The sequence below is a fragment of the Mycobacterium sp. NGS34 genome (assembly GCF_059812845.1).
This window is the reverse complement of sequence record NZ_JCALDM010000016.1, coordinates 89,757-108,684: the sequence shown is the minus strand read 5'-3', so window position 1 is coordinate 108,684 and position 18,928 is coordinate 89,757. Positions and strand designations below refer to the sequence as shown.

General features: G+C 67.4%; 18 protein-coding genes and 1 pseudogene. 8 read left to right on the top strand and 11 right to left on the bottom strand.

Annotated elements, in window-relative coordinates; genetic code table 11:
- Nucleotide 1: 1 nt before the first annotated feature.
- The 5 genes from AC5Y7V_RS27215 to AC5Y7V_RS27195 all read right to left on the bottom strand — a co-directional run bounded on the left by AC5Y7V_RS27215 (nucleotide 2) and on the right by AC5Y7V_RS27195 (nucleotide 5,373).
- Nucleotides 2–328 carry an STAS domain-containing protein gene (locus AC5Y7V_RS27215; protein ID WP_499883150.1) on the bottom strand — a complete coding sequence of 109 codons (327 nt, stop codon included), beginning with the start codon at nucleotides 326–328 and terminating at the stop codon, nucleotides 2–4.
- A complete protein-coding gene (locus AC5Y7V_RS27210; protein ID WP_499883149.1) occupies nucleotides 328–2,859 on the bottom strand; it encodes a SpoIIE family protein phosphatase in 2,532 nt (843 codons plus the stop codon). Before AC5Y7V_RS27210 ends, AC5Y7V_RS27215 begins: the two co-directional genes overlap by 1 nt.
- A 10-nt stretch (nucleotides 2,860–2,869) precedes the next feature.
- A complete protein-coding gene (locus AC5Y7V_RS27205; RefSeq protein ID WP_499883148.1) occupies nucleotides 2,870–3,775 on the bottom strand; it encodes a pyridoxamine 5'-phosphate oxidase family protein in 906 nt (301 codons plus the stop codon).
- The gene (locus AC5Y7V_RS27200; RefSeq protein ID WP_499883147.1) at nucleotides 3,772–4,713 is read right to left on the bottom strand and encodes an aldo/keto reductase; all 942 of its coding nucleotides are present in this window, start codon (nucleotides 4,711–4,713) and stop codon (nucleotides 3,772–3,774) included. The genes AC5Y7V_RS27205 and AC5Y7V_RS27200 overlap by 4 nt, the downstream gene beginning before the upstream one ends.
- 87 nt (nucleotides 4,714–4,800) lie before the next feature.
- Entirely contained in the window at nucleotides 4,801–5,373 is a 573-nt protein-coding gene (locus AC5Y7V_RS27195; RefSeq protein ID WP_499883146.1) for a TetR/AcrR family transcriptional regulator, read from the bottom strand.
- Nucleotides 5,374–5,484: 111 nt separating this feature from the next.
- Between AC5Y7V_RS27195 and AC5Y7V_RS27190 the strand changes: the two genes are divergently transcribed.
- The 3 genes from AC5Y7V_RS27190 (at nucleotide 5,485) to AC5Y7V_RS27180 (ending at nucleotide 9,364) form a co-directional block, all read left to right on the top strand.
- Nucleotides 5,485–5,910, top strand: a complete 426-nt coding sequence (locus tag AC5Y7V_RS27190) for a hypothetical protein (protein WP_499883145.1) — start codon at nucleotides 5,485–5,487, stop codon at nucleotides 5,908–5,910.
- Nucleotides 5,911–6,086: 176 nt separating this feature from the next.
- Complete coding sequence (locus AC5Y7V_RS27185) at nucleotides 6,087–6,530, top strand: MmpS family transport accessory protein (RefSeq protein WP_499883144.1); 444 nt, start codon at nucleotides 6,087–6,089, stop codon at nucleotides 6,528–6,530.
- Nucleotides 6,527–9,364 (top strand): MMPL/RND family transporter, encoded by a 2,838-nt coding sequence (locus AC5Y7V_RS27180; RefSeq protein ID WP_499883143.1) that lies wholly within the window; start codon nucleotides 6,527–6,529, stop codon nucleotides 9,362–9,364. The genes AC5Y7V_RS27185 and AC5Y7V_RS27180 overlap by 4 nt, the downstream gene beginning before the upstream one ends.
- On the opposite strand, the gene AC5Y7V_RS27175 is transcribed toward AC5Y7V_RS27180, so the two are convergent.
- Nucleotides 9,361–10,797 (bottom strand): FAD-binding oxidoreductase, encoded by a 1,437-nt coding sequence (locus AC5Y7V_RS27175; protein ID WP_499883142.1) that lies wholly within the window; start codon nucleotides 10,795–10,797, stop codon nucleotides 9,361–9,363. The genes AC5Y7V_RS27180 and AC5Y7V_RS27175 overlap by 4 nt on opposite strands.
- A gap of 168 nt (nucleotides 10,798–10,965) precedes the next feature.
- Here AC5Y7V_RS27175 and AC5Y7V_RS27170 point away from each other — a divergent pair, with 168 nt between their 5' ends.
- Nucleotides 10,966–12,522: a succinic semialdehyde dehydrogenase gene (locus tag AC5Y7V_RS27170; RefSeq protein WP_499883141.1), complete on the top strand. Its 1,557-nt coding sequence runs from the start codon at nucleotides 10,966–10,968 to the stop codon at nucleotides 12,520–12,522.
- A gap of 162 nt (nucleotides 12,523–12,684) precedes the next feature.
- Nucleotides 12,685–13,119, top strand: coding sequence for a DUF4383 domain-containing protein (locus tag AC5Y7V_RS27165; RefSeq protein ID WP_499883140.1), 435 nt, complete (start codon nucleotides 12,685–12,687; stop codon nucleotides 13,117–13,119).
- On the opposite strand, the gene AC5Y7V_RS27160 is transcribed toward AC5Y7V_RS27165, so the two are convergent.
- The gene (locus AC5Y7V_RS27160; RefSeq protein WP_499883139.1) at nucleotides 13,120–13,419 is read right to left on the bottom strand and encodes a hypothetical protein; all 300 of its coding nucleotides are present in this window, start codon (nucleotides 13,417–13,419) and stop codon (nucleotides 13,120–13,122) included.
- A gap of 175 nt (nucleotides 13,420–13,594) precedes the next feature.
- On the opposite strand from AC5Y7V_RS27160, the gene AC5Y7V_RS27155 reads away from it, so the two are divergent.
- Together AC5Y7V_RS27155 and AC5Y7V_RS27150 are read left to right on the top strand one after the other, a co-directional pair.
- Nucleotides 13,595–14,056, top strand: coding sequence for a nuclear transport factor 2 family protein (locus tag AC5Y7V_RS27155; protein ID WP_499883138.1), 462 nt, complete (start codon nucleotides 13,595–13,597; stop codon nucleotides 14,054–14,056).
- A gap of 98 nt (nucleotides 14,057–14,154) precedes the next feature.
- Nucleotides 14,155–14,535 carry a DUF4189 domain-containing protein gene (locus AC5Y7V_RS27150; RefSeq protein ID WP_499883137.1) on the top strand — a complete coding sequence of 127 codons (381 nt, stop codon included), beginning with the start codon at nucleotides 14,155–14,157 and terminating at the stop codon, nucleotides 14,533–14,535.
- Here AC5Y7V_RS27150 and AC5Y7V_RS27145 read toward each other — a convergent pair.
- Nucleotides 14,520–15,302 carry a Stf0 family sulfotransferase gene (locus tag AC5Y7V_RS27145; protein WP_499883136.1) on the bottom strand — a complete coding sequence of 261 codons (783 nt, stop codon included), beginning with the start codon at nucleotides 15,300–15,302 and terminating at the stop codon, nucleotides 14,520–14,522. The genes AC5Y7V_RS27150 and AC5Y7V_RS27145 overlap by 16 nt on opposite strands.
- Before the next feature lie 118 nt (nucleotides 15,303–15,420).
- On the opposite strand from AC5Y7V_RS27145, the gene AC5Y7V_RS27140 reads away from it, so the two are divergent.
- Nucleotides 15,421–17,547 carry a DUF6777 domain-containing protein gene (locus AC5Y7V_RS27140; protein ID WP_499883135.1) on the top strand — a complete coding sequence of 709 codons (2,127 nt, stop codon included), beginning with the start codon at nucleotides 15,421–15,423 and terminating at the stop codon, nucleotides 17,545–17,547.
- Nucleotides 17,548–17,562: 15 nt separating this feature from the next.
- Here AC5Y7V_RS27140 and AC5Y7V_RS27135 read toward each other — a convergent pair whose 3' ends face one another.
- The 3 genes and pseudogenes from AC5Y7V_RS27135 to AC5Y7V_RS27125 form a co-directional block, all read right to left on the bottom strand.
- Complete coding sequence (locus tag AC5Y7V_RS27135; protein WP_499883134.1) at nucleotides 17,563–18,303, bottom strand: SDR family NAD(P)-dependent oxidoreductase; 741 nt, start codon at nucleotides 18,301–18,303, stop codon at nucleotides 17,563–17,565.
- A gap of 48 nt (nucleotides 18,304–18,351) precedes the next feature.
- The gene (locus AC5Y7V_RS27130) at nucleotides 18,352–18,624 is read right to left on the bottom strand and encodes a hypothetical protein (RefSeq protein ID WP_499883133.1); all 273 of its coding nucleotides are present in this window, start codon (nucleotides 18,622–18,624) and stop codon (nucleotides 18,352–18,354) included.
- A 134-nt stretch (nucleotides 18,625–18,758) separates the two neighbouring features.
- Nucleotides 18,759–18,913 (bottom strand): annotated as a pseudogene (locus tag AC5Y7V_RS27125) (cold-shock protein); the annotation flags it as partial.
- Between the last annotated feature and the right edge of the window lie 15 nt (nucleotides 18,914–18,928).

Below are 18,928 nucleotides of genomic sequence, written 5' to 3'. Positions count from 1 at the left end.
GTCAGCGTTCGGCTGCCGGCTGCGCGGGTTCGACGGTGACGAGTTCGGTGATGCCGCTCACGGTGAGGACGGGCATCACCAAGGGGTGGGCGATGACGTCGATGTGGGCGGCCCGGGCGAACAGGGCGCTGATGGCGGCGCTGTCCAGGTATTCGACCGCGCTGAGGTCGACGGTGACCATGCCACCGTTGCCGTCGGCGTCGGCGGTAGCGCTGCTGAGCGCTTGGTTGAACGCGTCGACGTTGCTGAGGTCGATCTCCCCCACTGCGGTCAGCACCAGCTGCCCGTCGTTGCGGCGCGCGGTGTCGAGGGTGAGCGACGTCGGCATCAGGTGATCCTCGCGCATAAGTGAACCGTGGTTCCGGCCGCCTCGGGGTTGATGGTGACATCCTGCATGAGCCCGCGCATCAACGCGATGCCGCGGCCGCGATTCGTTTCGGCGGCCGGCTGCGGAGCTTTCCAGGAGCCGGTGTCGGTGATGGTCAGCTGCACCTGGTCGACCAAGATGGTGGCGCCCAGGCTGATCGTGCCCCCCGGGCTGTTGCGGTGACCGTGCTCGATGGCGTTGGCGACGGCCTCGCCGGCGGCGACGAGCACGTTCATCGTCTGGTCCGCGTCTAGCCTGGCCCGGGTCAGCCACCGGCGCAGTGCGGTACGCGTCGGGGCGAGCTGGCTGACGTCGGCGGGAAACTCCAACTCCAGCGGGGCGGGATGGCGGTAGAGCAGCAGCACAACGTCATCCTGATAGCCGTCCTTCGGCGCTAGGCCGGACATGATCTGGTTGGCCAGATCCTCTAGCGTGGCATCACGGCCCTCCCGCACGAGCTCGGTGGCGGCCGAAATGCCTTGCTGCAGCAGGCGACGGCGACGTTCGACCAGCCCGTCGGTATAGAGCAGCAACGTCGCGCGCGGTGGGATGGTCACGCGCGCCTCGGGGCGCGGCCAGTCGCCTCGCACTCCCAGCGCGATGGTGTGGCCGTCGTCGAGCATTTGGGTGGTGCCGTCGGCGTCGACCAGGACGGGCGGCGGGTGCCCCGCACTGGAGTAGACCAGTTCGCCGGTGTCGGGGTCGAGCACCGCGCACACGGCGGTGGCGCATTGGGCGCCGGGCAGTCGCGCCGCGAAGCGGTCCAGGCCCGCCAGGGCGGCGCTGGGGTTGGGGTTCTCGAACAGCAGCGCGCGGCAGGCGCTGCGCACCTGCCCCATCACGGTGGCGGCGGCCAGGCCATGGCCGACACAGTCGCCGACGATCAGCGCGATCCGCCCGTCGTCCAGGTCGAAGACGTCGTACCAGTCGCCGCCCACCTGCAAGGGGCGGCTGGCGGCCTCATAGCGGACCGCGAACCCGTGCGGGAGGTCGGCGGGGCCGAGGATCGCGTGTTGGAGCGCGAGGGCCGTTTCGCGCTGCTGGTCGACCTGGTGCACGCGTTGCAGGCCCTGGCCGAGGCGGCCCGCCAGCACCGTCAGCAGCGTCTGGTCCTCGAGGGTGAACGGCCGCCGCTCGGTCAGGTCGATCCGCACGACGAGCACCCCCTCGGGGTGCTGTAGCGCGATCCCCGCCGTGCCGGGCTCGGCCGCGTTGGGGCTCAGCAGGTCGCCGTCGCGCAGCGAGCTGAGCATCTGCCGGGTCTCCGAGGGCAGGTCGGCCCATCGCGCGGGCTCGCCGACCGATTCCACCGACGGTTCGCCAGACGCGGTTTCCGTGGCGGACCCGTGGTTCGGGAAGGTGACGGCGAGGACGCGGCGGGCCCGCCACAGCCGGCGCAGTTCCTCGGCCGCGGCGTGCACCGCGTCCTCGACGGTGTCCGCTTGGGCGAGTTCCTGGTTGAGCGCGTGTTCGCGGCCCGCCGCCAGCGCCAGGGCGATGGCGGCGTGCCGGGCGAAGTCGCTGACGAGCTCGAGGTAGTCGTTGCCGAAGGCCTGCTGCTGCGGCTGGCGCGCGACGGCGATCACCCCGAGCACCCTGCCGTCGGCGATCAGCGGGATGACGATCGCCGAGCGTTCACCGACATCGGTGAACCCCTCGATCGGGTACTGGAAGGAATCGGTGATCAGCGGGAGCCCGCGACGCGCGACGCCGCCCGTGGTGGAGGCGTCCATCGGGACCTGCCGGCCAATCACCTCCGAGGCGTACCGGCCGGCCGTGGCGGCCACGACCAGCGTGTCGACCTCATCGGCGGGCAGGTCGGGCTCCCGCGGGACCAGCAGGATCGCCTGTTCGGCGTCGGCCAACTCCAGCGCCCGGTTGACGATGAGCTGCAACGGCCCCATCTGCGGGTCACCGGAGAGCAGCGCGGTCGTGATCTCCCGGCTGGCCTTGGTCCATTTCGAAGATTCGCGTTCCCGCTCGAACAGCCGCGCGTTGTCGATCGCCGCGGCCGCCGCCGTGGCCAGCGCCCGGACAGAGGCTTCGTGTGAATCGGTGAATACCCGGCCCGGCCGGTCGTCGGCCAGGTAGAGGCTGCCGAAGTCGGCCGCCCGCACGGTGATCGGTATGCCGAGCAGCGCCTGCAGCTGCTGGTCGTGCGCCCGCAGCGCGGCGGCCTGGGGGTAGGCGCTCAGGTCATCGACGCGCAGGCCCTCGCCCACCGGCAGGTCGCCGAGCCGCCGAGCCGTGTCTGCGTCGATTCCGGTCTGAACGAACGAGGCCAGGGTGCCGTCGGGTGCCCGGATGCCCAGCGCCGCGAACCGGGCGTCGGTCAGCTCCGTCGCCCCGTCGACGATTCGATGCAACGTCGAATTGAGATCCAGGTCGGAGCCGATCTCGACGATGACCCGGACCAGTTTTTCCATTTGATCGCGAGCCGCCGTCAGCTCGTCGAGCTGGGACCGCGGGTCGTCCGGGTCGTTGTGTCCCATAGCTACAAATCTAATTGTTAAATTCCGGCTCTCCGTTAGGGGTTCGGTGGGTGGTCTCACCGAGGGCGGGTATTGCCGTGGTGATTACCCACTCGGGAGTGAATTGCACGCGGCGTCCGGTGTCGGCCGCATCCGGGTCGTCCCAGCGGACGGTCGCACTGCCGGAGAGCTGCAGCGTGACGCCGGTGTCTAAGTCGACGAACAGCAGGGCCGCCGACGGATCGGCGGCGAGGTTCCCGAAGCTGTTGAACAGGTTGTTGCCCGGATAGTCGGGCCACGACAGGCGCCCGTCGGCGACGCGGACGAACCCGGGCGGGCCGCCGCGGTGGGAGGCGTCGCTGCCGGCGGTGGCGTGGGTGGTGCCCAGAAAGAATGTGTCGGCGGCCTCGATGAGCCGAATGTCTTGCCGTCGCAACGCCTTTCCGGAGTACAGCCGAGCCCGGTTGTCGGCGCGCGGCCCATCGACGTCAACTCGGCGCTGGTGGATGTATTGCGGGCAGTTGCCGTAGGCCTGGTTCACGTCGATGGTCAGCGCGCCGGTCTCCGTCGAGGTGAGGACACCGTTGATGCGAACGCGCCTGCGGGTCAGGAAGTTCATGGCGATGACACCCGCCGGCTGCCCGGTAGGCAGGCCGTGCAGCGGGTCCGCGCTCGGCAGCTCCGTGCGGATCTGCAGCGTGGTCGGCGAGGCGGCCGCCAGAAAGCCGGGCGGTCCCAATAGCGGTGAGGTCCAAAGCCGCCCCGACCCGTCCCGCGCGGCGATGGCCGCGAACGGCGCCTCGGACAGGAACGCGGCCATGCCGGCCCGCAGTTGTCCGCGGCCGACCATCGCGGCGAGCCGGGCGGCCTCGGCCTCGACGCCGGCTTGTCGTTGGACGGCCAACTCGCCGGCGTGGAATCCCACGCTCGATGTCATCGCGGCACCTCGGCAAAGCCCGGTTGTCCGGCGTCGACAACGGAATTGAACCGGTACCGAGTTTCGAGACTTTCGTTGATCTCCCGAATCGCGCTGTCGGGAAGCGCGGCGACATCGAAGTTCTCGGCGATGCGTGCCGGCTTGACGGACGAGGTGAGCACGGCCGAGCCGCGCTGGATGCCCCACGCCAAAAGCACTTGCGCCGGGGTCTTTCCCACCCGCTGAGCGATCGAGACGACGAGCGGGTCGTCGAGCAACCGCGGTTCCAGCGCGTGACCCAGCGAGGCGAAGGCCAGCAGGACGATCCCGTGCTCCTTGCACAGCTCGTGGAGTTCCCATTGCGGGTGATACGGGTGCGACTCGACCTCCACGACCGCCGGCTTGATCCGGGCGGTTTCGACGATCTTGCGGGCACCCGCGGCATCGATGTCCGACAGGCCTATCGCCCGCGAAAGACCGTCGTCCACAAGGGCTTCCATCGCGGCCCAGGTCTCCTCCAGCGTGACCCCGTCGTCGTAGACGACGGCTCCGTACTGGTCGCGGGGGTCTTGGTCGTCGCCGGGCCGGAACGCGAACGGCGTGTGCACCAGGTACAGGTCGACCGCCTCCAGGCCGAGCCTGTCCAGGCTGGCCCGCAGCGCGGGCTTCACCCGTTCGGGCCGGTGGTTGTTGTTCCACAGCTTGGTGGTGACGAAGAGCTCGTCTCGGCGGACGGTCCCGGCGGCGAACAACTCCCTGAGCGCCGCGCCGACCTCCGCCTCGTTGCGGTACCGCTCGGCCGCATCGAGGTGGCGGAAGCCGATCTCGACCGCGGCCTTGACGGCGTTGCGCGTCTCGTTGCGATCGGAAAGCGACGTCCCGAATCCGAGCGCCGGAATCGCACCGCTGCCGTCGTTCAATGAGAATCGGTGATTGCTTAGCTTCAGGTCTGACGTCATGGCACTCGGCCTCCTGGGCTCGTACTATAAATGACCAGTCGTCTAATTAACAGGCGCTGCGGTGACGGCATTCCCGAGAGCGATAGATCAGTGCAGCAGCGCCGGAACGGTGACCGCTTCGAACCGGTCGTACGGGACGCGGCTGCGGGTGACTTTCCCGCGCAGCGCCGCGCCTTCCCACGCCTCGATCAATCGAAAGGCGAGGTCCCCCGCTTCCAGGTCGCCCCGAACCTCCGAACGCAGGCACTCGCCCAGGGCCGCACCCCAGCGGTCCAGGATGCTCACGAGCTCCTTGCGTACCGGCTCGCTCGTCCCACTGAGTTCGAGCGACAGGTTGCCGACCAGGCAGCCGAGCAGGAAATCACCGGCCTCGTGTTCGTCGGCCAGCGCGTGGAAGAAGCGCGTGATCCGCTCCTGCGCCGGGCCGTCCGCCTCCAGGAGCGGCAGCAGCCGCGCCTCGACGTCTGCCCAGTGATGCTCGAGGATCGCCGCTGCAAAGGCCTCCTTGCTCGGGAAATACGCGTAGAACGACCCCTTCGGGACGCCGGCCGCGTCGGTGATGTCCTTGACGCCGCTGGCGGCGAATCCGTGCTTGTGCAGGAGTTCCTGTCCCGCCGCGAGCAGGCGGCGACGCACCTCGGGGTTCGGTGGGCGGGGCATGGCGACAATGTTAGCCGACCGGTCGGCTATCTTTGATCAGCCGTCGCGCGCCCGACGGGTGGCGTAGCGTCTGGAGCGGCCTTCGACCGCCGGGAGTGAAGGAACGAGATGGTGACATCGGGTCTGTTCGGTTTCCTGACGCTGCTCGCGCTCGCGTTCGCGTTCGTGTTCGCCGCCATTGCGGCCGTGCACGTCAAACGGCTGCAGGACCGGCCGCCTCCCCCGCTGAGCGACGAAATCGGCAGCACCAAAACCGTTACGCGCAAAGTGCGCAAGCGCGAATCCATGTCGCAAGACGAGCTGGATTATGCGAAGCACCTGCTTGCCGCGCGCAGCTCGCTGCTGACGCTGGCCATCCCGGGTGCGTTGTTCTCGCTGGGCTGCTTTTACGTGTTCGGCAGCCTCTACCACTTGCACGGAGCGACGCCCTCCGAGCGGACGTTTCTCGGGTTGTTTCCGATATTGGCGTCCATAAATCTCACGACTCAAGTCCTGCGCAGCGCGAGGTTGAAGCGGCGTCTGCAAAAGATGTCCTGAAGCACCCACGGTGGGTGTGCCCGCAGGTCGCTGCGGTCGCGTTGCGGCCGCAAGGCCGCTACTCTTTCACGATCATCTGTCAATTGGGTACATGACCGTCTACTATCTGCAGTTGGCCTAGGGGTGGGGCCGGGGGGAGAAGACGGTGGCCCGAGCGAGTTACGAGAGGTGATCGAATGAGCCCTCGTCCGGTGGGCAGGCGGGTCTTGGCGCGGGTCTGGTTGCCGCTGGTGGCCGTCATCGCGCTCGGTGTGGGCGGGGTGGCCATGTTTAAGGTGCACCAGTTCTCGGAGCCCCCGCCCGTCATCACCGTCAATCAGCCGGCCGCACCGCCGGAGTTCAGCATCAAGCGGCTCACGTACGAATTGTTCGGCTCCGTCGGGGAGGGCGGGATGCTCGTCTGGGTGGACATCAACGGGCATCCGCATCGGGTTGATCTCACGACCTTGCCGTGGTCGCACACGGAGGCGACGACGCTGACCGTGGTGTCCGGCAGCATCTCGGCGCAGGTTCATGGCGGCCAAGTCGGCTGCCGACTGAGGGTGAATGGCGTTGTCCGCGCCGAGCAATCCGACACCAATCAGGATGCGCACGTCTATTGCCTGGTGAAATCCGCATGAGCGAGCATCACGCGGACCAGCCGACGAAGCGCCCCTTCCTCCCCAGAATGGTTCGCGCCCTTGCGATCCCGATCATCGCCTTCTGGGGCCTGCTCGCCGTGTCGACGAACACCTTCATGCCCCAGGTGGAGCGGGTCGCGGAGGAGCTCGCGGGGCCGCTGGTCCCGCACTACGCGCCGTCCCAGCGGGCGCTGCTGTCGATCGGCGCGAAGTTCCGCGAGTCCAATTCGACCAGCCTGGCGATGATCGTGCTGGAGGCCAACCGACCGCTGGGCGACGCGGATCATCAGTACTACGACGATTTGATGCACCGGTTCAAGGGCGACCCCAAGCACGTGCAGTACGCCATGGATCTCTGGGGTAAGCCGATCACCGCGGCCGGGGCGCAGAGCCTCGACGGCAAGTGCGCATACGTGCTGCTGCGCCTCGCGGGTGATATCGGCCAGATGCAGGCGAACGAATCCGTTGCCGCCGTTCGGAACATCGTCGCGAAGGACACGCCGCCGCCCGGGCTCAAGGTCTACGTCAGCGGCGCGGCCCCGCTGGCCTCGGACACGGTGGCGATCGCGAATTCGAGCCTGAACGACATCACGATCGTGACGATCTTCCTCATCATCGGGATGTTGTTGCTCGTGTACCGCTCGATTGTCACCCTGTTCGTGCCTTTGGCCGGGGTGCTGTTCGAGATGCTGGTCGCGAAGGGGGTTATCGCAACCCTCGGGCATCTCGGGTATATCGAACTCTCGTCGTTCGCCGTGAACATCGTCGTCGCGCTGACCCTGGGAGCCGGGACGGACTACGGAATCTTCCTGATGGGCCGCTATCACGAGGCGCGACACGACGGCGAGAGCCGGGAGGACGCGTTCTACACCGCGTACAAGAGTGTCACCCCCGTCATCCTCGGCTCGGGGCTGACGATCGCTGGGGCGTGTTACTGCCTGACGTTCGCACGGCTCAACTACTTCCACACCATGGGCCCGGCCGTCGCCATCTCCATGCTGTTCACCATCGCGGCGGCGCTGACGCTCGGCCCCGCCTTCTTGGCCCTGGGCAGCCTTTTCGGGCTCTTCGACCCGAGGAGCAAGGCCAAGGCGCACCTGTATCGGCGGATCGGGGCGAGCGTGGTCCGGTGGCCGGTGCCGATCCTCTTCGCCAGTGCCGCCGCGGTTCTGCTCGGGGCGATCTTCGTGCCGACGTACCGGCAGAACTACGACGACCGTCAGTACCAGCCGCACAACGCGCCCGCCAATTTGGGCTTCCAGGCCGCCGATCGGCATTTCCCGAAGAGCAAGCTGTTCTCCGAGATGCTGATGATCGAGACGGATCACGACATGCGGAACTCGGGTGACTTCATCTCATTGGACCGCGCGGCCAAGGCCCTCGAACGCCTGCCCGGCGTCGCGATGGTGCAAAGCATCACCCGGCCGATGGGCCGAGCCTTGGAACACGCCACGATTCCCTATCTGTTCACGACGCAGGGCAGCGGAAGCGGCCAACAGCTCCCGTTCAACCAGCAGCAGAACGCCAATACCAACCAGCAGGCGCAGATCACGCAGCACACCGTCGAGGTCACGCGGAAAGAGATCGACTATTTCCAGAACCTGTCGGACGAGCTGCACAAGACGGTTCTCACCGTCGAGGATCTGCAACGGGTCACCGACGAGATGAATCAGGAAATCTCGAACTTCGACGACTTCTTCCGACCTCTCAAGAGCTACTTCTATTGGGAGCGGCACTGTTTCGACATCCCCATGTGCTGGGCGTTCAGGTCGTTGTTCGACACGCTCGACAACATCGACCATTTGGCCGCCGACATCAACGACGCCAAGACCTCCCTCGAGGCGATGGACAAGATCGTGCCGCAGATCATCGTGCAGCTGAAGCTGACGGCGGACGACTCCGAGGCCTTGGCCAACCTCTTGGTCAGCACCTACGGCCAGTCGGCTCTGCAGACCACACAGACCAATCAGACGTTCGATGACCAGATCAATGTGGGGCTCGACTTCGACCAGGCCCGCAGCGATGACTTCTTCTACATCCCGCACGAGGGTTTCGACAACGAGGACGTCAAGACCGGCATGCAGCTGCTGATGTCACCGGACGGCCAGGCCGCCCGGATCATCGTCACCCACGAGGGCGACGCCAACGGGCCGGAAGGCGTGCAGCATGTCGAGCAGTTCCCCAACGCGATAACCGTTGCGCTCAAAGAGACCTCGCTGGCCGGCGCGAAGGTCTACATCGGCGGTTCCGGCTCGACCAACAAGGACATCAAGCAGTACGCCGCGTCGGACCTCCTGATCGTGGCGATCGCCGCCTTCGTGCTGATCTTCTTGATCATGCTGTTCCTGACGAGAAGCCTGATGGCGGCGATCGTCATCCCCGGCACGGTGGCCTTCTCCTATGCCGGGGCGTTCGGGCTTTCCATCCTCGTCTGGCAGCACCTCATCGGCCTGCCGCTGCACTGGCTGGTGTTACCGCTGACGTTCATCATCCTGGTGGCGGTGGGTTCGGACTACAACCTGTTGTTGATCCTTCGTGTCAAGGAGGAGCTGCACGCCGGGATCCACACCGGTTTGATCCGCGCGCTCGGCAGCACCGGTGGTGTAGTGACTTCCGCCGGTTTGGTTTTCGCGTTCACCATGCTGGCGATGCTCACCAGCGATCTGCGCACCGTCGGCCAGGTGGGTTCGACCGTCTGTATCGGGTTGCTGCTCGACACGTTGATCGTGCGGTCGTTCGTCGTGCCGTGCATCCTGCGCATCCTCGGGCCGTGGTTCTGGTGGCCGACGCTGGTGCGTTCCCGTCCGCTACCGCGGCGCGTAGCAGTCGGCTAGAAATTCAGCCCCGAGAACATGACCCGGCCGGGATCGTACTTCTGGCGCACCGCGCTCAGCCGGGACAGATTAGGCCCGAAGTAGCGCGACGCCGGCTGGTTGGCCTCGATGTAGTTCACGTAGCCGCCCACCGAATACGGTTGCACCGCTTGGTGTGCCGTGGCGAGCCAGCTGGTCGCCGCCGCCGGGTCGCCCGTTTCGACGTACCACTGCACCAGGGACGCCTGCCGGCGCCACGGGAAGGCCGTCGCCCCCGGAGCCACGGTGGCGAGCGCGCCGTCGAGCGCGTGCATGATCGCCAGCATGCGCCCGGCGCCACGCGGAAACGCTTCGACCGCCGAGGCGATCCCCTGTGCGGCAGCCGGCGTCATCGCCGTGAAGACGTCGGATCCGCCGACGTATCCCAGCGGCGCCGGGTTGAGGTTGCCCACGGCCAGGTAACGCACCAGGTCCATGTAGTTGAACGTGTGGTTGTCGGTTCCGGTCGGTTGCACCCCAACGGCTTTGGTGATCGCGGCCGCGACGCTGTTCCCCGATCCGGCCGGGCAGGTCGCCATTATCCGGGGATGCGTGCCGAACCCGTCGACGGTGTTGTCGGCCAGCGCCCACATGCTTTGGTCAGCGGTGCGCAGCCAGTTCTGCCAGCCGAGCAGGACCTGCGCGAACGCCTGCGGAGGGAAGTTGAGGTTCACGACGTCGACGTCCCGGGTGGGGAACGTGGCGAAGGTCAGCGAGGTGGTCACGCCGAAGTTGCCGCCCCCGCCACCGCGCAGCGCCCAGAACAGGTCGGGGTTGCTGGCCGCGGACGCGGTGACGGCCTGGCCGCCCGGCAGCACCACCGACGCCGCCGTCAGCTGGTCGCAGAGCAGCCCCGCGTGCCGCGACTGGGCGCCCAGTCCCCCGCCCAGGGCGTGCCCCGCGGCGCCCACCGACGGGCAGGTGCCCGTCGGGATGCCCCGGCCGGCCGCGGCCAGGGCCTCATGGATCGCGTACAAAGTGGTCGCGGGCGTCACGGTGACCTGCCCGGTGGAGGCGTCGTAGTTGATTCCGCCGGGCAACTGACGCAGGTCGAACACCATGGCGCCGTTCGCAATCGACGCGCCGATGTAGGAGTGCCCGCCGCTGCGCGGGGCGACCTTGAGGTTGTTGGCGGCGGCGAAGGCCATCGCCTTTTGCACGTCCGCCGCCGACGTCGGGGTAACGATCGCCGCCGGCGTCGAGCCGTTGTAGTTGGTGTTGAAAACCTGCTTGGCGCCGGCGAATTGGGGATCTTGCGGGAGCACCACCTTCCCGCCGATCGCGGTGGTAAGGCCGTCCCAGCCGGACGGGTTATTGGGGGCCGCGGCCGCGCGGGCCGGGCCGAGGACCGCGCCGGCGGCCAGCGCGCCGGCGGCCCCGCGCAGGAACGCCTGGCGGGAGATCTCACGCGCCATCGTCGGGCTCCCGCGATTGCGTCATGTCCCGCATTCTCAGTTGCCGGGGCCGAGGTGCCGCGTGACGTGCCGTGGGGCGACCGGACCGTGCCCCAACCGTTACCGACCCGGGGCCGCCAGGCATAGGCTGGTGGTTTGGGCGCCCGCGCTTCTTGGGGAGGTACTGATATGCCCGCACCGTCAGCCGAGGTCTTCAACCGTTTGCGCCAGCTGGTCGCGATCAAGGACATCACCGCGCGCGAGACCAAGACGATCGACGAGGTGTTCACCGGAAAACCGCTGACCACGGTCCCGATCGGCACGGCCGCCGACGTCGAGGCCGCGTTCGCCGAGGCCCGCGCGGCGCAGGTCGACTGGGCGAAGCGTCCGGTCGCCGAGCGGGTGGAGGTCATCCGCCGCTATCGCGACCTGGTCGTCGAGAACCGCCAGTTCCTGATGGACCTCCTGCAGGCCGAGGCGGGCAAGGCCCGATGGGCGGCGCAGGAGGAAATCGTCGACCTGATGGCGAACGCGAACTATTACGTGAACGTGGCCGCCGGCCTGCTGAAGCCGCGCAGGGTGCAGGCGCTGCTCCCGGCGGTCGGCAAGACGACGGTTGTCTACCAGCCCAAGGGCGTGGTCGGCGTCATCTCGCCGTGGAACTACCCGATGACGCTGACCGCGTCCGACTCGGTGCCCGCGCTCGTGGCGGGCAACGCGGTCGTCCTCAAGCCCGACAGCCAGACGCCGTACTGCGCGCTGGCGTGCGCCGAGCTCTTGTACCGGGCCGGGCTGCCGCGGGCGCTGTACGCGATCGTGCCCGGTCCGGGCTCGGTGGTCGGCACCGCGATCATCGAGAACTGCGACTATCTGATGTTCACCGGCTCGACCGCCACCGGCAGACAGCTCGCCGAACACGCGGGCCGTCGGCTCATCGGGTTCTCGGCCGAACTCGGCGGCAAGAACGCGATGATCGTCACGCGCGGCGCCAACCTGGACAAGGCCGCCAAGGCGGCCACCCGCGCGTGCTTCTCCAACGCCGGCCAGCTGTGCATCTCCATCGAGCGGATCTACGTCGAAAAGGACGTCGCCGACGAGTTCACCAGCAAGTTCGGCGCCGAGGTGCGAAACATGAAGCTCGGCAGCGCCTATGACTTCTCGGTCGACATGGGCAGCCTGATCTCGGCGAGCCAGCTGGACACCGTGACCGACCACGTGGACGACGCCAAGGCCAAGGGCGCCAGGGTGATTGCGGGCGGCAAGGCACGTCCGGACATCGGACCGCTGTTCTATGAGCCGACGGTGCTCACCGACGTCACGCCGGAGATGGAGTGCGCGGCCAACGAGACGTTCGGGCCGTTGGTGTCGATCTATCCCGTCGCCGACGTGGACGAGGCAGTCGAGAAGGCCAACGACACCGAGTACGGGCTGAACGCCAGCGTGTGGGCCGGGTCCACCGCCGAGGGCCAGGAGATCGCCGCCCGGTTGCGGTCGGGAACGGTGAACGTCGACGAGGGTTATGCGTTCGCGTGGGGCAGCCTCGGCGCGCCGATGGGCGGGATGGGCCAGTCGGGCGTCGGCCGCCGCCACGGTGCTGAGGGCCTGCTCAAATACACCGAGTCGCAGACGATCGCGGCCGCGCGCGTGTTCAATCTCGATCCGCCCCTTGGCATTCCGTCGACGCTTTGGCAGAAGTCGCTGGTGCCCGTCGTGCGGACGATGATGAAGCTTCCCGGGCGGAAGTGACGGGTCCGGCCGTCGGGCCGGCATTGGCGGGGCGACCGCGACACTTACACCACGTACACGACACGCCGACAAGAGTGTGCGTAGTTGCAGTCTCGAGGATTGTCAGGGTCTACTACCGAGCGTAGTATCTGGGCTATCCCACCGTGCGCAAGGAGGTGCAACGTGAGGTGGAGTTTCGCCCAGATCGGGCTGCTGATCATTTGTGTTCTGCACGTCATCCAGGCGGTTGTCGGGTACATCATGGAGCCCAGCTTCGCGACCGGGCCGGGTGCGCCGACGGTTCAACTGCTCGGAATGGACTACAACGGCTGGCACGCCGTCGCCGGGCTGGCGTTGTTCGGCCCGGGCCTGGTGTTCGCGCTGCGCAAGTCGTGGGCCGTGCTGTATCTGATCGCCGCGGCGATTGCCGGTGCGCTGCCGGGCATTTGGGCCTTCTTCTCGCATCAGGTCGCGTTCGTGTTCACCTTCCCCAACAACACCACCGACGCGGTGGTGCACCTGGTGACGGCGGCGGTGATGCTCGCGGTGGCGGCCGTGCAGATCCGGTTGGACGGTGGGCCGCGCAACTCGCTCGCCGACCTCCGCCGAGCGCCGTAGCTACTCCGCGTCAGACAGGGCACCGAGGTGCGCGCTCACCCGAGCCAATGCCTCGTCGAAGATCTCGACCTTTTCGCCGCGCTTCTCGTTGGCGGGCTGGGCAGAGCCTCGCGCCCCTTCGGCCTCCACCCGAGCCGCACCCCGACGGCGCAGCAAGCTGAAGTTCTTCTCGCGCGCCTGCCGAAGCCGGCTCTGCAAGTCCTTCAGCGCCTGCTCGTCCATGCGGGCCAGAGCCTCGGGATGACTCTCGCCGATCAACGAACTTTCCTGCTGTGTCAGGTTCACGTGGTGGTTGCTCACTCCTAGTTCATAGCCCGCACCCGTGCGCGGCGGCGCGTCGAATGCCGACGTCACGCCGAACCGTCATGCCGGGGCAATGTGACGTTCACTCGGCACACCGACCGCCCGTCTTGGCGCCTTGCCCGACGCCAATCCATCCCGACGGACATTTTTGAATCTGTGATAAATTTTTCGTGTGCCATCGAAGAGCCCTCATCCCGCCGACGCCGCCTTTCCCGACGCATACGGTCGCGCCTGGACGGAAGACCCCGAAGGGCTCTGCGCCTTCTTCGCCGAGGACGGTGTCTACACCGACGTTGCGATGGAAGGGACCTATGTCGGACGCGAAGGAATCCAGCGCTTTCACCGTTGGATGCTGAAGTTCTCCCCCGATTCGCACATCGTGTTCACCGAGCCCGCGGTGCAGGACGGCCGTGCCTACTACGAGTGGACGTGGAGCGGTTCGATCAACGGCCCCCTCCGGCTTCCCGGTGGCGACCAGATCGATGCGACCGGTCACAAATTTGCCGTTGACGGGATCGCCGCGTGTCGTTTCGATCAGAACGGAAAGTTGACAAGCCATCGTGACTACTGGGACGTCGGGTTGCTGGTCAAGCAGCTCGAAGCGCCCAGTGCACGGCGGCAGCCCCCTCGGTGAGCGTCATCCGAGGCTAGCACCAAGGATTTCTTGAGGATCTCCCAAGCGGCGCGCCCGATGGTGAGTTCGTCCACCAAAACGACTCACGAGGTTCCGCTATGACCCGCCACCGCATCTACGCCCTCATCGCCCTGACCGCCGCCGCGTTCTTCGGCGCTGCGTTTATGTCCTCGCCCGCCGCGCAGGCCGCGGCCGTCGACCGCTACGCCGTGATCGCCTACTCCCCCGTCACCGGCTGGACGGGCTGGGCCAACAACGCCACCACGCTAGAGGAGGCCACCCACGTCGCGCTGGGCAACTGCCAGCGGCACGGCGCGGGTTGCACCGTCGCGGGCTGGACCCGAAACCGTTGTGTCGCTTTGGCGCTCGGGCCCGGCGGGTGGGGCGCCGACTGGGGCTCGACCGCGCCGGCCGCTCAGACGGCCGCGTTGGCCAAGGTCTCGTCGGGCCGCGTCGTCGAGGTTCACTGCACCGGATAGCGGCGATCCTCGTCGTCGATTCGTCGCCGCCAATGCTCGTTGATGTGGTCGGACTGACGCTCGAGCGGAGGCTTTGGGACGCCGACGGCGTGTGCGGGGTCGACGCCGACGAACCGCAAGACTCGGGCGATCTCGTCGTGATAGTTCTCGTCGAGCTCTTCGTAGCGGACCGTCAGCACCTTGGGACGCCGGGTGGTGAAGTAGTTGGTCCAGGCCGCCTGTTCGGCGCCGAGGCCGCGCTCGATCGCGGCGATCTGCTCGCGCGTCGGCGCGACGCCGGTCAGATCGACCGCGGGCCGCTGCGGCGTTGGCCGGCCCAGATACAGCCCCCAGGGGCGTTCTTTTTCGGACGGGCCGGGCGAACGAAACCACTCACCGGTGGTTTCGGCGCGAAACAGCGATATCGCCTGCGCGCGCCGATCGACGCGGACGATGTTGACGAAAACCGCTGTCGGAAAAAGCGTCTCGAGAACGGCGGCCGGATCGCCGGTGAACCCGAGGGCTTGCGCGAGGGAGACGACATCCCGCCAATGAATCTTGACGCCCCAAATGCCGTTGTCCGTCGCCGCGAAATCCATGACCTTCGCCAGGTATTCGGCAAAGGAGCAGTCGGTGGGCAGGCCCAGATCTTTCTTGTACGCCTCGATGTGGTCTGCCGCGAAATACTCTTCGGGCCGCCCGGCGACCCCCGTCGCAACGAGGCCGGCGGCCAACAGCGAACTACCCGAACGAGGGGTGGAGGCGATGACATAGCTCGCGTGTCCCAATAGGCCTCCTCGGACGTGTCCATTGCAGCGTAGGCGCCTTCCGGCGCAAACAGGCTTGTCCAACCGCCGTCGGGTGCGACCATAGGGGCGGGCGGTCGTCCCCGACGAGGCGGTGATCATGGCACAAGCACGGTTGCAGCCTGGTCAGGTCTTTGCCGGCTACACAATCGAACGACTGCTCGGCGCCGGTGGAATGGGCGCGGTCTACCTCGCGCGCCACCCCAACCTGCCGAAACTCGTCGCCCTGAAGCTGCTCACCCGCGCCATGACCGACGACGACGACGTGCGGGCCCGGTTTCTGCGCGAGGCGGACCATATTGCCCGCCTGGACCATCCGAATATTGTCGCGGTTTACGACCGGGGCGACCAGGACGGACAGCTGTGGATCGCGATGCAGTACATCGACGGTTCCGACGCCGCGGCCGTGGTACGCGGCGGACCAATGCCGGCGGCGCGCGCCGTCCGGATCGTCTCCGAGACCGCCAAGGCACTCGACTTCGCCCACGCCCGCGACGTGCTGCACCGCGACGTCAAACCCGCCAACATCATGCTCACCCGACCGGCCGCCGGCGAGGCCGAACGAGTTCTGCTGGCCGACTTCGGCATTGCCAAAGCCCTCGATGACCGCACCGGTCTCACCGCGACGGGCATGTTCCACGGCAGCCTCCAATATGCGGCGCCCGAGCAACTCGACCCCTCGATCATCCTCGATGCGCGCGCAGACGAGTACGCCCTCGGCTGCACCCTCTACAGCCTGCTCACCGGATCCCCGCCCTTCCCCGGCCATACCCCCGAACAACTGATGCACGGACACCTGTACCTGCCTCCCCCGCGGCCCAGCCAAACCCCCGGCATACCCGCGGAAATGGACGGCGTCATCGAACGCGCTCTTGCCAAAGACCGCACCCAGCGATACCCCACCTGCGCGGCGCTGGCCTCCGCAGCACAACATGCGCTCGCCTCCGCCGGATCGGACGCGACCGTCGTCGCGCAGAACGGCACCCTCTCGCCCGGGCAGGTTCCCACCCAATTGCAGGTGCCGCCTCCGCAGAAGGACATTCCCGCGCGCCGGACTACCGGCGCGGCGCCGGCGGCGACCCGGTCGAGGCGCAAATGGTTGATCGCGTTGGCGGCGGTGCTGCTGATCGCCGGCGCGGGCGTCGGTGCGGTGCTACTCCGAAATGGCATGTCGCCCAAGGCGACCGCCGCAGAACTGGTGCTCACCGGCGCCACCGACCCCGGCACGAACGCGTTCATGCCCCCCGCGGGGTCCCCGCCGCCGACCAACACCCAGCCGCCGCCCACGCTGCAGCCGCAGGGCGGCGGCACCCCGGTGGCCACCCAGCCGCTGCCCGGCGACCGCGAGGGCCTCTACGGCGGCACCCTCAACAACGCCGAATGCGACCGTGAAAAGATGATCGCCTTCCTGGGCGGCCACCCCGCCCAGGCCGGCGCGTTCGTCGAGGCGCTTAACACCGACCCCACCCTGTATTGGAGCGGTGCGCGCCCCCTCACCCCCGCAGACATCCCCACCTACCTGCGCGAACTCACCCCCGTGCTGCTGCGGCTGGACACCCGGGTCACCAACCACGGATTCGACGGGACACACCCCACCACCCTGCAATCGGTGTTCCAGGCGGGCACCGCCGTGTTCGTCGACGCGCACGGGGTTCCCCGCGCCCGCTGCTATTGCGGGAACCCCCTCACCGCGCCGGCCGCGCTGACGGGCGATCCGAAACCTGTCGGCACGGCCTGGGCCGGCTACAAGCCCACGGCGCTCGCCGCCGTCCAGCCCAGCAACGTGACCATCACCGTCTTCGTCCTCATCGATGTCGTCACCGGGCAACCCTTCAATCGGCCCGCGGGAACCACCGGCGCCAGCGACACCCCACGCATCCAGCCCCTCCCACCGCCCCAGCCCGTGCCCAACCCTGGGAACCAACCCGAGATCGATGGCACCTACGTGATGCACCGGCTCAGCGACAGCTGCCAGGGAACACTCAGCGACCGCACGATGACCGTGACTCATGAAGGCAGCGCACTGACCCTCCATCTTGATGCTGGGTTCGCTCTCACCGGGACCCTGAACGCCGATGGATCATTTCAGGCCAGCGGCGGACCCGCCGGAAGAGGTGGCGGCACCATGCGGGGTGTCTTCGCCACAGAAGGCGGTCGCACCGTCATCCGCGACGTCACGTATCAGACTTCTAAGTGCCTTTCCACCTTGGAGGGCACCAAGCAGTGAACGGCAGCCGGCTTGTTACCCGGCACCTTTGCCGTTGTCGACGCGATAGACGGCGCCATGGACGGCGGACGCGGCGTCGCTGGCGAGGAACGCGATCACGTTCGCGACGTCAAGGGGCTGCATCATGCCGCGCGGTGAGGCCGTGCGCAGGATCAGGTCGTAGTTCGGATTCTCCGGTGCGCTGAACTGTTCGATCTGCGGCGTGAGCATGCCGCCCGGGCATATGGCGTTGACGCGCAGGCGATCTGCGGTGTACTCGACCGCCAGCGCGCGGGTGAGACCGATCAGACCGTGCTTGGCGGCGCAGTAGCCCGCCGAGTAGGCTTGGCCCTCGACCCCGGCAATCGAGCCGACGTTGACGATGTTGCCGCCTCGTTCCAGCAGATGGGGCAGCGCGGCGCGGCACAGGAAGAACGGTCCATTCAGGTTGACCGCGAGGTCTTGCGCCCAGTCGTCGTCGGTCATCGACTCGGTTCGGCGCATCTGGTGCTTGCCGGCGACGTTGACCAGGACGTCCAGCCCGCCGAACTCGTTTACGCACCGCTCGACCGCATCACTGCAGGCCTGCGCCGAACCGACGTCGACCGAGGCGTAGGCGCCGCGTGCCACGTCTTTGAACACCGCGGCCAAACGTTCGGTGTCGCGGCCGATGCCGAAAACCGTTGCGCCCTGACGGGAAAACAGCCGGGCCGTTTCCGCGCCCAGGCCCGACGACGCACCGGTCACCAGCGCGACCTTGCCTTGCAGTGCTGACATTCTCGTCCTCTCCAGTGTCGAACGGATGTCACAGGCTATATCGCGCCCTCAATACGAGAGGATCCGCACTACGCCCGCGCGCAGGACATCAACGGCCCCAACGGCTCTCAGGCCCCCGATGGGGAGCGTGCGCCGGGCGTGGAAGCGCTGCCGGACGCGGCGCGCCGTCGCTAACACGAGCAGGCTCATCACGAGCCTGCCCAGGGCGATCCGACTCGTCCGCTTCTTCCAGGATGGCGGCGACGAGCCCGCGCGCCGACCCAGGCAGTAGCCGATCAATGTTGCCGTCGCGAGCGCGCAGAGCACCGCAAGTACCGCCATGACGATGAGCGTCCTGGGTCGCTGTCGCGACAAGGTCACATCCGAGAAACAGCTCGGCCAATACCTGGGACCAGCCCTCGTGACTCGAGCGTGCGGGCCGGCAATGGATGGGGTCGCCCGTGACTCGCGTTGCCCGGGGTCCCAGCCCCTTGGCCGACTTCAAACTGCAGACTCTGATTCTGTTTCGGCGACGGATAACCGCTCCCCTGAATTTCGGAGTGATGAACGAATACTTTCCCGCTCCGCCGTCAAGAGCGATAAAACCGAAGCCCCTTTCGCTGTTGACCATTTCACAGTCACCGGT

Bases quoted from the DNA above. Each gene is read 5' to 3' on its own strand.
- AC5Y7V_RS27215 (WP_499883150.1), bottom strand. From the start codon at position 328: ATGCCGACGTCGCTCACCCTCGACACCGCGCGCCGCAACGACGGGCAG.
- AC5Y7V_RS27210 (WP_499883149.1), bottom strand. From the start codon at position 2,859: ATGGGACACAACGACCCGGACGACCCGCGGTCCCAGCTCGACGAGCTG.
- AC5Y7V_RS27205 (WP_499883148.1), bottom strand. From the start codon at position 3,775: ATGACATCGAGCGTGGGATTCCACGCCGGCGAGTTGGCCGTCCAACGA.
- AC5Y7V_RS27200 (WP_499883147.1), bottom strand. From the start codon at position 4,713: ATGACGTCAGACCTGAAGCTAAGCAATCACCGATTCTCATTGAACGAC.
- AC5Y7V_RS27195 (WP_499883146.1), bottom strand. From the start codon at position 5,373: ATGCCCCGCCCACCGAACCCCGAGGTGCGTCGCCGCCTGCTCGCGGCG.
- AC5Y7V_RS27185 (WP_499883144.1), top strand. From the start codon at position 6,087: ATGAGCCCTCGTCCGGTGGGCAGGCGGGTCTTGGCGCGGGTCTGGTTG.
- AC5Y7V_RS27180 (WP_499883143.1), top strand. From the start codon at position 6,527: ATGAGCGAGCATCACGCGGACCAGCCGACGAAGCGCCCCTTCCTCCCC.
- AC5Y7V_RS27175 (WP_499883142.1), bottom strand. From the start codon at position 10,797: ATGGCGCGTGAGATCTCCCGCCAGGCGTTCCTGCGCGGGGCCGCCGGC.
- AC5Y7V_RS27170 (WP_499883141.1), top strand. From the start codon at position 10,966: ATGCCCGCACCGTCAGCCGAGGTCTTCAACCGTTTGCGCCAGCTGGTC.
- AC5Y7V_RS27150 (WP_499883137.1), top strand. From the start codon at position 14,155: ATGACCCGCCACCGCATCTACGCCCTCATCGCCCTGACCGCCGCCGCG.
- AC5Y7V_RS27140 (WP_499883135.1), top strand. From the start codon at position 15,421: ATGGCACAAGCACGGTTGCAGCCTGGTCAGGTCTTTGCCGGCTACACA.
- AC5Y7V_RS27135 (WP_499883134.1), bottom strand. From the start codon at position 18,303: ATGTCAGCACTGCAAGGCAAGGTCGCGCTGGTGACCGGTGCGTCGTCG.
- AC5Y7V_RS27130 (WP_499883133.1), bottom strand. From the start codon at position 18,624: ATGGCGGTACTTGCGGTGCTCTGCGCGCTCGCGACGGCAACATTGATC.